12 protein-coding genes are annotated in these 13,499 nt (G+C 41.0%); 8 read left to right on the forward strand and 4 right to left on the reverse strand.

Annotation, left to right across the window (positions count from 1 at the left end):
* Window positions 1-389: 389 nt before the first annotated feature.
* The 3 genes from uvrB (at window position 390) to mqo (ending at window position 4,926) form a co-directional block, all read left to right on the forward strand.
* Window positions 390-2,417: an excinuclease ABC subunit UvrB gene (gene uvrB / locus H3V01_RS00215; protein WP_198185574.1), complete on the forward strand. Its 2,028-nt coding sequence runs from the start codon at window positions 390-392 to the stop codon at window positions 2,415-2,417.
* Between the two features lie 163 nt (window positions 2,418-2,580).
* Complete coding sequence (locus tag H3V01_RS00220) at window positions 2,581-3,015, forward strand: hypothetical protein (protein WP_198185576.1); 435 nt, start codon at window positions 2,581-2,583, stop codon at window positions 3,013-3,015.
* Between the two features lie 399 nt (window positions 3,016-3,414).
* Window positions 3,415-4,926 (forward strand): malate dehydrogenase (quinone), encoded by a 1,512-nt coding sequence (gene mqo / locus H3V01_RS00225; protein ID WP_198185578.1) that lies wholly within the window; start codon window positions 3,415-3,417, stop codon window positions 4,924-4,926.
* A gap of 933 nt (window positions 4,927-5,859) precedes the next feature.
* Here mqo and H3V01_RS00230 read toward each other — a convergent pair.
* Entirely contained in the window at window positions 5,860-6,207 is a 348-nt protein-coding gene (locus H3V01_RS00230; protein ID WP_025330010.1) for a winged helix-turn-helix transcriptional regulator, read from the reverse strand.
* A 114-nt stretch (window positions 6,208-6,321) separates the two neighbouring features.
* On the opposite strand from H3V01_RS00230, the gene H3V01_RS00235 reads away from it, so the two are divergent.
* On the forward strand, window positions 6,322-6,882 hold the full coding sequence (locus H3V01_RS00235) for an NAD(P)H-dependent oxidoreductase (protein WP_198185580.1): 561 nt from the start codon (window positions 6,322-6,324) through the stop codon (window positions 6,880-6,882).
* Window positions 6,883-7,142: 260 nt separating this feature from the next.
* Here the strand turns inward: H3V01_RS00235 and rnz are convergent, their stop codons facing one another.
* The 3 genes from rnz to H3V01_RS11210 form a co-directional block, all read right to left on the reverse strand.
* A complete protein-coding gene (gene rnz, locus H3V01_RS00240; RefSeq protein WP_025330012.1) occupies window positions 7,143-8,060 on the reverse strand; it encodes a ribonuclease Z in 918 nt (305 codons plus the stop codon).
* 103 nt (window positions 8,061-8,163) lie between these two features.
* Window positions 8,164-8,397 carry a lysozyme inhibitor LprI family protein gene (locus tag H3V01_RS00245; RefSeq protein WP_198185582.1) on the reverse strand — a complete coding sequence of 78 codons (234 nt, stop codon included), beginning with the start codon at window positions 8,395-8,397 and terminating at the stop codon, window positions 8,164-8,166.
* 65 nt (window positions 8,398-8,462) lie between these two features.
* Window positions 8,463-8,705, reverse strand: coding sequence for an MFS transporter (locus H3V01_RS11210; protein ID WP_370570118.1), 243 nt, complete (start codon window positions 8,703-8,705; stop codon window positions 8,463-8,465).
* Between the two features lie 543 nt (window positions 8,706-9,248).
* Here H3V01_RS11210 and H3V01_RS00255 point away from each other — a divergent pair.
* From H3V01_RS00255 to H3V01_RS00270, 4 genes are all read left to right on the forward strand, one after another.
* The gene (locus H3V01_RS00255) at window positions 9,249-10,031 is read left to right on the forward strand and encodes a DUF3304 domain-containing protein (protein WP_198185587.1); all 783 of its coding nucleotides are present in this window, start codon (window positions 9,249-9,251) and stop codon (window positions 10,029-10,031) included.
* Window positions 10,032-10,430: 399 nt separating this feature from the next.
* Window positions 10,431-11,210, forward strand: a complete 780-nt coding sequence (locus tag H3V01_RS00260; RefSeq protein ID WP_198185590.1) for a DUF3304 domain-containing protein — start codon at window positions 10,431-10,433, stop codon at window positions 11,208-11,210.
* Between the two features lie 65 nt (window positions 11,211-11,275).
* Entirely contained in the window at window positions 11,276-12,061 is a 786-nt protein-coding gene (locus tag H3V01_RS00265) for a DUF3304 domain-containing protein (protein ID WP_198185592.1), read from the forward strand.
* A gap of 401 nt (window positions 12,062-12,462) precedes the next feature.
* Window positions 12,463-13,245, forward strand: coding sequence for a DUF3304 domain-containing protein (locus tag H3V01_RS00270; RefSeq protein WP_198185594.1), 783 nt, complete (start codon window positions 12,463-12,465; stop codon window positions 13,243-13,245).
* Window positions 13,246-13,499: the final 254 nt, after the last annotated feature.

Raw genomic sequence — 13,499 nt, forward strand, 5'->3', positions numbered from 1 at the left:
CAATCTGGAAAAGCGCATAAAAATATACCCTTTGCGGGTTTTACAACATAGCCAGACATGGCACAGTATGATTACACCAACTATCTCTTGCCTGCTGTCGGCTAACGCAAAACCACCGGCCGGCAGGACAGGCTCTGCATAATATGCCTGATTGGCTGCTATGAATATTAACTTTCTGATTAAATCACTGATTTGTTAGAAAACTACTATAAAAAGTAAAGTCTGGCAGCAGCCAGTATTTCAGCAAGCAGAAGTGATATAAAGCATTATGTACAAACTTGCTTTTTACCTGTAATGGCCTTATTTGTAAGCCAAAACCGCTGCCGGCGGTTTTGGCTGTTTCAGCCGTGATTTTTTGCTGAGTTGAATTTTATTTAGGTTACAAATTTATGGATGTTATTCAGTATCCGGGTAGTGTGTTTAAACTGCACCAGCCATTTCCCCCTGCTGGTGATCAGCCGGCTGCAATCAAAGGATTGCTGGAGGGGCTGGAAGACGGTTTGTCCGGCCAGACTCTGCTGGGCGTTACCGGTTCCGGTAAAACATTCACTATGGCCAATGTGATTGCGCAAAGCGGCCGGCCGGCGATTATCATGGCACACAACAAAACGCTTGCTGCCCAGTTATATGCGGAAATGCGTGAGTTTTTTCCGGAAAACGCAGTCGAGTATTTTGTTTCCTATTATGATTACTATCAGCCGGAAGCCTATGTGCCCAGCCGTGACCTGTTTATTGAAAAAGATTCGGCCATTAACGAGCATATTGAGCAGATGCGTCTGAGTGCCACCAAAAGCCTGATGCAGCGTCAGGATGTGGTGATTGTGGCAACTGTATCGGCCATTTATGGTATTGGCGACCCTAATGAGTATCATCAGATGATTCTGCACCTGAAAGAAGGGCAGAAAATCGACCAGCGCGATATCATCGCGCGTCTGGTAGCCATGCAGTATGAGCGTGGCGATATCGACTTTGCCCGCGGTTCTTTCCGCGTGCGCGGAGATGTGATTGATATTTTCCCCGCGGAAAGCTCTGAGCTGGCTTTGCGTGTCAGTCTGTTTGACGACGAAGTAGACCGTATGCAGCTGTTCGACCCGATATCCGGCAGCCTGCAACAGCGGGTCGGGCGCTATACTGTATTCCCGTCCAGCCACTATGTCACCCCGCGCGAAACTGTATTGCGGGCATGCGAAAACATCAAACAGGAGCTGGGCGACCGGATTAAATGGTTTACCCATGAAGGACGTCTGGTCGAAGCGCAGCGCATTGAACAGCGCACCCGCTTTGATCTGGAAATGCTCTATGAAATGGGCTTTTGCAAAGGTATTGAAAACTACTCGCGCCACTTTTCCGGCAAACCGGAAGGAGAGCCGCCGCCTACTTTAATGGATTATCTGCCCAAAAATGCACTGATGTTTATCGATGAGAGCCATGTGACCGTCAGCCAGATTGGCGGTATGTACAAGGGCGATGCTTCACGTAAGCAGAATCTGGTGGATTATGGCTTTCGCCTGCCGTCTGCACGGGATAACCGGCCGTTAAAATTCCATGAATTTGAGCGGGTGATGCCGCAAACCATATTTGTTTCGGCTACACCGGCGAAATATGAAGAAGAACATGCCGGTCAGGTAGTCGAGCAGGTGGTGCGACCCACTGGTCTGGTGGATCCGGAAATCATTATCCGTCCTGTGGCCACACAGGTAGACGACTTACTCTCGGAAATCAATATCCGCCGTGAGCAGGGGGAGCGCGTGCTGGTCACCACGCTGACCAAACGCATGGCCGAACAGCTCACCGATTACTACGCTGAGCTGGGTGTAAAAGTACGCTATCTGCACAGTGACATTGATACCGTCGAACGGGTAGAAATCATTCGTGACCTGCGTCTGGGATTGTTTGATGTACTGGTAGGTATTAACCTGCTGCGTGAAGGGCTGGATATTCCCGAAGTTTCACTGGTGGCAATTCTGGATGCGGATAAAGAAGGTTTTCTGCGCAGTCACCGCAGCCTGATTCAGACCATAGGCCGCGCTGCACGTAATGTTAACGGTAAAGCTATACTGTATGCCGATAAGATTACCGATTCCATGAAAGCCGCCATAGATGAAACTGAGCGCCGCCGTGCCCGCCAGATATCTTTTAATGCAGAACACGGTATCGTGCCGCAGCAAATTAAAAAACAGGTACGCGACCTGATAGATGGCGTTTACCACGATGAAAACGGCAGCAAAGGGCGTGGGCGCAGCAAACTCAAAGTCGGAGAAATCCGTAACGAAGATGATGCTGTTAAAGAAATCGCCAAGCTGGAAAAAGCCATGCAGGCTGCTGCACGTGATTTACAGTTTGAAGAGGCAGCACAGATTCGTGACAAAATCCGTGCGATTAAAGAAAATCTGTTATTTGGTGCCAGCGAAGCTTAATCACTGGTTTTTTCTGCGCCGGCTGCGGTAAAGTATCTAGTATCATGCCGGAGTAGTCAGAGATACTTAACAACCAGACAGCATACCTGTATGCGGCATTGTCAGGTACACTGAATAACACAGCCGGCTCCTGTTAGCCGGCCGGTCAGAACGGGACAGTATCATGCAGCACAAGCAGATCCATACCCACCATCCATCAGCTTTGGCCAGACTGCCCGCACTTATGCTGCAAACACTAAGCAGTGTAATCGTCACCGCTTTATTCTGTACTATATTATTTTACTGGCGCGCCAATAGTGAACTGCCCTTGATGCAGACCAGCTTACTTAATTCCAACGATATCAAGCTTATTCTTGTACTTATCTGTGGCTGCATGCTTTTTGCGTTAGTCCCTTCACTATTGGCGGCCGTATTCTGCTCTTGTTTTGTCTGGCGTCTGCCGCGCTTTTTGCTCGGCGCTGCCGCCGCCATTATTGCTTTTTCAGTCGCAATTCTGCAAAACTGGCTATTCAGCTGGCCTCTGGACTGGATACCGATACTGTTTAATGCACTGGCTGCCGCCATCAGTGCTCTGTGTGTTAACCGTTTGCAACAGTAGGCACAGAAAAATCAGCCATAATTGCAGCGGTTATGGTCGGCATAGTTATAATACCCTTGTTATTGATTTGTAAAAATTTGTATAAAAATATATAAAAATTAATTTAAAACAATAAAGATATAATCATTTGCTGTTACTATAAAATATCATTGTCATGCTAATAAAAAACAATTTTCTTAATAAACAATAAAATAGTTAATAAAAAGCCATAGAGTCTGGTACATACTGTATTTTGCTATTGCTGCCTGTTAGTAAAAGTGCTTAAATTAACCACTTGTTATTGTCAATGATTTAAGTCAAAAACAAGTAAATCACACCAATACTGATTACTTCGTGTGCGAACTTCCAGATAAACATTTAATCAGAGTAGCCTGAAGAGAAGAGAAAAGAGTTTGCGTTATGAAAAACACCAATAGCGATAGCTCAGCAGACGTAGTATTAATCGGCGCCGGTATAATGAGCGCGACACTGGGAACCTTTCTTAAGGGGTTACAGCCAGACTGGCAGATTAATATCTACGAACGTCTCGCTGGAGTGGCTACAGAAAGCTCAGATGCATGGAATAATGCCGGTACCGGTCATTCAGCCCTGTGCGAACTCAACTACACCCCTGAGCTGAAAGACGGCACAATCGAAGTATCCAAAGCAATTAAAATTATCGAACAGTTTGAATTGTCCAAACAATTCTGGGCATCACTTGTCGATGCCGGCATGATTGCCAATCCCGGTGAATTTATCCGCAGTGTGCCGCATATGAGCCTTGTACGCGGTGAAACTGATGTTGCTTTTCTGCGTAAACGTTTTGCCGCCTTGCAGCAATACCGCCTGTTTCAGGATATGGTTTATACCGAAGATAAAGAGCAGATTAGCCAGTGGGTGCCGCTCATGATGCAGGGGCGGGATAACAGTGAGCCAATAGCCGTTACCTGGTCGGATCTGGGTACCGATGTCAATTACGGCGCCTTAAGCCGCATCCTGATTAACAACCTCACCAGTCACGGCTGTCAACTGCATCTGCAACACGAAATTATCGACTTGAAACAGCAAGATGGCCGCTGGCATCTGAAAATCAAAGATTTAATTAATCAAACCTGCCAACAAGTATCTGCCCGCTTTGTATTTATTGGCGCAGGTGGCGGCTCCCTCAGACTGCTGCAGAAAAGCCAGATTGAAGCCAGCAAAGGCTACGGCGGCTTTCCCGTATCCGGTCAGTGGCTGGTATGTAAAAATCCCGAAATTGTCAGACAGCATAATGCCAAAGTATATGGCAAAGCATCAGTCGGCGCCCCGCCGATGAGTGTGCCGCATCTTGATAAACGGGTTATCGATGGCGAAGATGCATTGCTTTTTGGTCCTTTTGCCGGCTTTACCACCAAATTTCTCAAATGCGGCTCATTTAAAGATCTGTTCCAGACTCTGAATTTTGCCAATATTTGCCCCATGCTCACCGTCGGCGTACATAACTTCGCCCTTGAGCATTACCTGATACAGCAGGTACGATTAAGCTTTACCGACCGCATGCAGGAATTACGTACCTTTTATCCCGAAGCCCGCGATGAAGACTGGCATCTGGCCGTTGCCGGCAATCGCGTACAGGTAATCAAAAAAGATCCGCAAAAAGGTGGCGTGCTACAGTTTGGTACTGAGCTGGTAAAATCTACCGATGGTACACTGGCTGCCCTGTTAGGCGCATCTCCGGGTGCTTCTACTTCCGTATCCATTATGCTTGAATTACTCGAACACTGCTTTGCCGATAAAGTCAGCGGCGAATGGAAGCAAAAACTGCATGAATGGATACCGAGCTATGGTCAGAAACTGGAACAAAACCCCGAGCTGGTACAGCGTATTCGCGACTGGACAATTAAATCGCTTAACTTACATACTCCGCAACAACAAACCATAAACAACTGAACACACACATACTAAAAACCATTATTGCCATAAACTTCCTTACCAAATTCTTGCTGAATTTGGTTTTTTTTGTGTTATTGCCGCAATTTAGAGCATACACGTACCGGTATACAGTGATAGTTTCGTCTGTAATTATTACTGTACTGGTTATACTGTAGTTACTTTCCAACACTATAATTTCAAAATCGCAACTAAAGCATAAAACTGAAAAAAACACTTGCTGTACGGATTAAATTTATTTAGTATAAGTTAAAAGTAAATAACATAGACATACAAAAATATATAATTATAACTAACACTTATAACTATATAGTGCAGTAATAAGCGCCACTTCATTTTTCAAAAATGCGGTGGCGTTGTTTTTGTATCAGCCCGGTCGCAACAAGTATGATTTATACCGCCGGATAAAAATTTTTCCTGATAGCAGGGCAGAGCCTGCATTCACCGTCAATCCGGCATCTTCAAGCAATATTCCATTTATAATAATACCGCTTAATCCAGCGGATATAGGACACTGTTTTTTTCCGTGTATCACTATCAGACACAGCAGAAATCTTATTTTCTGAACAATAGCCGCATATCCGTGCTTATCGCTAAAACTTATATAGAAAATCCATACACATAAAAATACCGCTATATCGATAACACAATAAACTCAAGATAAACTAACAAACTGATTATGCAAGAATTCCGTATAACTGCATCGACATCAGCTATCACATTGATACTAAAGCTTAAATATAGTCTGATATATTGATTTATATATCTTTACTGCGTATTGTAATCAGCAGAGGAATAAAGATCAGGCAAAGAAATACCATAAATAGAATTTGATAATTTAAAGCTTCCAGGATTACCAATCCCTCCGCCACCAAATTCTGCCTTTAGTCATATAAATACGCCGACAATGTCGGCGGATAAAGTTTTTTCAGATTATGATAATGAGTCATTTTTATGATTATTTCCCCATTGGCAAAGCATATCTAAAATAGGAACTAAAGATTTACCTCGTTCTAATAACCCATATTCCACTTTAGGTGGAATTTGCGGATATTCTTTTCTAAAAATTAATTTATCTTTTTCCATCTCTTTTAGCGTATTACTCAGTGTCTTAAAAGAAATATGATTAATGCTTCGTTTAAGTTCATTGAATCGCATTGAGGGTTGATTTTCGTTTAACCAATAAAGAATCACAATTTTATACTTACCTCGAATCATTGAGAGAGTGTAATTAAATCCACTATCCTCAAAATGATCTTCGGCACAATGATGATTTTCCATGTAGATACTTTCCATAAAGATAGTACATAACGGTAATTACCGTACTTCAAAATTAATCGTATTAATATTAGTATGACTTAATTATTGATAATAATATAGAAGGAATATTTAACAATGAAACGCACTTTAGTGATTGTTGCTCATCCTCACTTAGCCTCTTCAAGTGTTAACCGATGCTGGGTTAATAGATTAAATCAGTATCATGAACAAGTAACCATACATGATTTATATTCTTACTATCCCTCTTATAAAATAGACTCTGGTTTCGAACAAAACTTAATTGAAAATCATCAAAATTTGGTAATTCAATTTCCAATCTATTGGTTTAATTGTCCACCATTATTAAAACAATGGTTAGACGACGTTTTCACTTACGGATGGGCATTTGGTGCCTTAGGCGATAAATTAAAAAGTAAAAAAATTGGTTTAGCTGTTTCAGCAGGTATAAAGAAAGCGGACTATTCTCAAACAGGACATTATAAATATACACTTGAGCAAATTCTCAGCCCCTTTGAATTAACAATAAATTACGTTCAGGCTGATTATCAGCCCATTTTTGCAATTTATGGCGCAAATAATGAGCCAGACTATCCCGATAAAATTACACAAAAAGATATAGATAAAAGTGCAGATGATTATGTGAATTGGATGAAAAAATTAGGAATGCTAATTTAAAACAGATCATTAAAGTTCATCCAAGCTTATTACTAAATAAAATCTGCTGTGGACAAAAAATAAGAAATATACAGCATATTTCTTATTTTCCTAAAGTAATGGGTATTTAATGATTTTATTCTGAATAAAAAATGAAACGGTACAGACTCCTGAATATTTTTTACAGAATCTGTAAATTTCAGGCTCAATTAGCTTTTCTTGCGAAACTTTAATACTAATTGAAACATCAGCAAACTAGCCGATAATGTCGGCATATTCTTCTATACTTGGAACGTAGCAAAATCAGTTGCGATTTCAGTATGGATAAAAATGCTCTTAGCCTCATTAACTAATTTAGCATTGTCATTGAGAGAATATCGAGGGCTTATATGCGTTATAATCAATCTTTTAACATTGGCTTGTTTAGCAATCGTGGCTGCATGAACAGTGGTAGAATGACCATGCTCAATTGCTTTTTGTCCTAATGCACTTTCATGCGTTGCTTCATGCACAAGTACGTCAACATCTTTAGCTAATTCAATTGAAGCATCACAAGGTACTGTATCACCTAAAATAGCCAGTTTTTTCCCTTGTTTAAAATCACCAAGATAATTACGACCATCAATGACACGACCATCAGCTAGTGTTACTGTTTTACCTTCTTTTAAATAGGCATAATGTGGACCAGGATTAATATTATCTTGCTGTAATTTGTCGATATCTAAGACAGGTGATGAATCCTTTTCAATAACACGATAACCAAAACAAGGTACCCGATGCGCTAATAATTTGGCTTCAACCCGCAATTTAGTATCTTCAAATACCAAACCATCTTGATCAAGTTCAATAATGTTTAAAGGATAAGTTATCCAGGAATAACTAATATCAATCACAGTTTGAATAAATTGTTTGATACCTTTAGGGCCAATCAAAGTTAGTTCCGATTGATTTTGAGTTAATGAACGTGTAGTTAAAACACCCGGTAAACCAAACAGATGATCACCATGCAAATGTGTTATAAATATCATCTCTAATTTGGCTAAGCTGAATTTTGCTTTCTGCATTTGCATTTGAGTTGCCTCACCACAATCAAAAAGCCATAATCGCCCTCTTTCTTGTCGGAGATCGAGCATAATACTACTGACATTGCGCTCAGCGGTTGGTGAGCCTGAGCTTGTTCCTAAAAAAGTGAGTTTCATAACTATATCAATCTTTTATTGAATGTCTTATTACATACTGAGAATAACAATACATAACTTTATTTTGATGCAATAACAATAAGTAGAAAAAAATTTATAGCAGTTACAAACAATCAGACCGATAAAGATCAAGTTGTTTTGCTCGTTGAAAATTTAGTTCAGCTAAACATGTGTATTTTAACATATTTAGAGCATTACCAATTGCTCCACCCCCTAACGAATAAGCAAAGTCACACTGTAAATCACGATATTTAATCAATTCTTTATCAGATTTTTTAAGTTTATTTTTTGCAATTACCGGTGTACACTTTTTCTTCATAAAAATTTGAAAATACATTAAAAAATTTCTGCGGCGATCTATTTAACTCAGCCTGACTGATATAAAAAATTTTTTCTAAACATTTAATTAATTCTGCTTCTGAAGAGGAGTAATACTATTTTCTTACAGCCATACCAATCACTATAAAAACCATAAAACGGTTGCAGCACACCATACGGAAAGAGATATGCAGTTAAAATAATACTTGCCTGAGAAATAGGGCTGCCAAAATCCACTGAAATATCGGGTAAAAAAAGTGAAGCCACCCAATTATCTGCGGCTGAAATAAACCCAGTAAATCCGGGTAAGATAAGAACAAAATAAATTTTTTATAAAATTCATCATTAATTCAGCTTAATATTCTGAGTTATACATTTTGTTACATATCGAAAAAATTTTAACAATCAGGTCACTATTATAGTCCTGAATATTTTCATTTATATTTCAAATGATTAACAGATACATTTTAATTATATATTAATGATTACAGAGAGCCGGCGCGTCTTTCAACGATCCTCATTAATTATTTATAATCAACTTTATCGAAATTATTTCAACAACCAATCCTAAAGAAGAAATATCAATTCCATCAATCTTAATAAATTGATTCATATACAAATTTTCGATATAAATCAAACCTTCATCAGCAAAAATTAAATATAATATTCAATCTGTTGAGAGTGAATTAGCATTGCTCAATATAATTAATCCATTGCTATACTGTTTGTTTAATTCAATAACAAACAGATTTAGTGCAGATAAAATACAGTAAGCGCATTTATCGGATGATAGTCCGCTATCTATTATTGATTAAATCTGTAAGCCACAGAAACTAATATTGTCTTTTATATCTATAAAGTGAGCATTAAATGTCAGGAAGAAAAATATTCACCGCAAGCCGCCTTATCCGGCTGAGCTTATTACTGCTGTCGGCTACCGCCATTACCTCCTGCGGCGGAGGCTTCGAACCCTTTGTCGGTGTTACTTCCGGCAAAAATAAAGCCTACGCTGCACCAGTGGAGGCACTTGTATACGTCTATGAAAATATTTCCGGTGGTTCAATCAATGGTGGCTGTATTCCCAATACCAATGGTGTTGACGATTATGAGGTAGGCAAAAAACGTTATGGTGGTGGTGGTTCTTGTGGCGCTGCCTATCTGCCGGCAAAATGGAAACCGGGTATGACCGCACGTATTTACTGGCGTGTATTGCCATACCCGGGCTGGCATGCCAGAGTATTAAATGTTCCCGGTTTAGTTAGAGATCCTAAAGAATTAGCCATTCTTGATCAATATGATGAAAACTATTCGGCAGTAATACCATTGCCACCACCGCCAGCATTTGCAGGTGATGATTTTGGCAAGGTAAGAAATATCACAGTGCATTTTCTGTCATGTAATCAGGTATTTATTGATTACGGTACCCGACAGGAAAATGCGCCGGAAGTGGTAACAAAACAGTTTGAACTGTTTAAGAAAAGCCAGAAACTATGCACCCCCCGCCCGTCAATCAAATCCATGGCGGATTACCGGCGCAATAAAGCCAAGCTGGATGCAATCAAGCAGGAACGGGCAAATATTAAGCAGGTAATCCTGCCGGAATATATTAAAGAACTGGAGCAGCAGGGTAAGCTGCCGGTTACTGCTAAATAGACGAGCAGTTTTTGCTGCTTGGTGCGCCGGATGATTTGGCAACAGTGACAGCCATCGCCGGCGCTGCAACCGGCAATTTCACCACAACGGAATGAATCCCGCATAGCCATAAAAATAAATAAAAACCAGACTGGCGCAATATTATGCTGTAAAAAAACTTAACATCTACATAAAAATGTCTTAGTCCGGAAAATTAATTATATTCAGCATATTAATGTAAACAATATTCTGCGCTAATAGCTGTAATTGTATAAAATACTGATATGTAATAAAAGCCGGAAGCGATACCATCAACCAAAACCGGCATAAAGCCGGCAAAACAGACACGGCTGCTAATACAAAGTTAACCCCGAATTTTGCATAAACATACTGTATCAATCCAAGAATAGTGAGAATCAAATGTCCGGAAGAAAAATATTTACGGCAAGCCGCCTTATCCGGCTGAGTTTATTGCTGCTGTCGGCTACCGCGGTTACCTCCTGCGGCGGAGGCTTCGAACCTTTTGTCGGCGTTACTTCCGGTAAAAATAAATCCTATGCCGCACCGGTAGAGGCACTTGAGTATAACTATGAAAATATGTCTCGTGGTTCAATCAATGGTGGTTGTATTCCCGGTACCAATGGTGTAGATGATTATGAAGTTGGCAAAAAACGCTATGGCGGTGGTGCAACTTGTGGAGCCGCATATCTGCCGGCGAAATGGAAACCAGGTATGACCGCACGTATTTACTGGCGAGTTTTGCCATATCCGGGCTGGCATGCCAAAGGATTAAATGTTCCTGGTATGGTTAGGGATCCTAAAGAATTAGCTATTCTTGACCAATATGATGAAAACTATTCAGCAGTAATACCTTTACCACCCCCGCCACCGTCTGCCGGTGATGATTTTGGCAAGGTGGCAAATATTACAGTGCATTTTCTGGCTTGTAATCAATTGTATATTACTTACGGTACAATCGAGGAAGGCAGAAATACGCCAATGCATTATAAGCTTTTTGCCAAAAGCCAGAAGCTGTGTACGCCGCGCCCGTCAATCAAATCCATGGCAGATTACCGGCGCAATAAAGCCAAGCTGGATGCAATCAAACAGGAACGGGCTAATATTAAGCAGGTAATTCTGCCGGAATATATAAAGGAACTCGAGCAGCAGGGCAAGCTGCCGGTTACTACTGGTAAATAGATACATTAAAGGCTTTGAATTTTATCTGTAGTGTTTTTTAAAACAAAAATAGAGTGAGACATTAAATGTCAGGAAGAAAAATATTCACCGCTAGCCGTCGTCTTATCCGGCTGAGCTTATTGCTATTGTCGGTAACCGCTGTTAGCTCCTGTGGCGGAGGCTTCGAACCTTTTGTTGGCGTTACTTCCGGCAAAAATAAATCTTATGCCGCACCGGTGGAGGCACTGGAATACAACTATGAAAATATGTCAAGGGGTTCAATCAATGGTGGTTGTATTCCCGGTACCAATGGTGTAGATGATTATGAGGTGGGTAAAAAACGCTTTGGTGGTGGAGCAACCTGTGGCGCTGCTTATTTGCCGGCGAAATGGAAGCCGGGTATGACAGCACGTATCAACTGGCGGGTATTGCCATATCCGGGCTGGCATGCGAGAGGATTAAATTTACCAGGTGTGAATGTAGATGAGCAGGAACGTGCGACTATTCAACAATATAGTGAAAACTATTCAGCCGTAATACCATTACCACCTCCGCCACCATCTGCCGGTGATGATTTTGGCAAAGTAAGTAATATCACTGTCCATTTTCTCGCCTGTAATCAGTTATATATTGATTACGGTACTACAGATGATGATACCCGTGAAGCAGTAAAGAAACAGTTTGAACTATTTAAGAAAAGCCAGAAACTGTGTACCCCGCGCCCATCCATCAAATCCATGGCGGATTACCGGCGTAATAAAGCCAAAATGGATGCAATCAAACAGGAGCGGGCAAATATTAAGCAGGTAATTCTGCCGGAATATATAAAGGAACTGGAGCAGCAGGGCAAGCTGCCGGTTACTGGTAAATAGACTGGCGGTTTTTGCTGCTTAGTGCGCCGGTTGATTTGGCAACAGTGACAGCCATCGCCGGCGCTGCAACCGGCAATTTCACCACAACGGAATGAATCCCGCATAGCCATAAAAATAAATAAAAACCAGACTGGCGCAATATTATGCTGTAAAAAACTTAACATCTACATAAAAATGTCTTGGTCCGGAAAATTAATTATATTCAGCATATTAATGTAAATAATATTCTGCGCCGGTAGCTGTAATTGTGTAAAATATTGATATAGGTAGTAAAAGCCGGAAGCGATACCATTAACTAAATCGGCATAAAGCAGAAAAAAAACAGACACGGCTGCTAATATAAAGTTAACACCGAGTTTTGAATAAAAATACTGTATCAATCCAAGAATAGTGAGAATCAAATGTCTGGAAGAAAAATATTTACGGCAAGCCGCCTTATCCGGTTGAGCTTATTGCTATTGTCGGTAACTGCTGTTACCTCCTGCGGCGGAGGCTTCGAACCTTTTGTCGGCGTTACTTCCGGTAAAAACAAAGCCTATGCTGCACCAGTCGAGGCACTTGTATACGTCTACGAAAATATTTCCGGTGGCTCAATTAATGGTGGCTGCATTCCGAATACTAATGGTGTCGACGATTATGAAGTTGGTAAAAAACGCTTTGGTGGAGGTTCTACTTGTGGAGCAGCCTATCTGCCGGCAAAATGGAAGCCGGGTATGACGGCACGTATCAACTGGCGGGTGTTACCCTATCCCGGTTGGAAAGCACGTATGTTAGATATGCCGGGAGTTAATTTTGATGAAAGTCAAAAAAGTATAATGAGGCAATATTATGAAAACTATTCAGCAGTAATACCATTGCCACCACCTCCAGCATTTGCCGGTGATGATTTTGGTAAAGTGAGAAATATTACTGTTCATTTTCTTGCTTGTAACCAAATTTTTATTGATTACGGTACTAGACAGGAAAATGCACCGGAAGTAGTAAAAAAACAGTTTGAACTGTTTGCGAAAAGCCAGAAACTATGCACTCCGCGTCCATCAATCAAATCCATGGCAGATTACCGGCGTAATAAAGCCAAAATGGATGCAATCAAGCAGGAGCGGGCAAATATTAAGCAGGTAATCCTCCCGGAATATATAAAGGAACTGGAGCAGCAGGGCAAAATTCCTACGCCGAGTAAATAAAAAATTATTTAATTTTTCGCAGCCATACCGCAGCTTGCCGGTATGGCTGCGTTTTTTAAATTGTATTTTTGTTTATAATTATGTAAACAAAAATACATAAAATGTATTAAATATGTTAAAATAAGCGGTTATGAAAACGGTGCATTCAGATAGCGCTTATATCGGCATAAATGCACAACCAGGGAGTAGCGTTGGCATCCGGGCAAACAGAATCAGCCTGCCTCACAATACGAAGTACTACCGGCCACCGGCAC

Source organism: Snodgrassella sp. M0351 (assembly GCF_016100575.1).
In the GTDB taxonomy this organism is placed as follows: Bacteria; Pseudomonadota; Gammaproteobacteria; order Burkholderiales; family Neisseriaceae; genus Snodgrassella; species Snodgrassella alvi.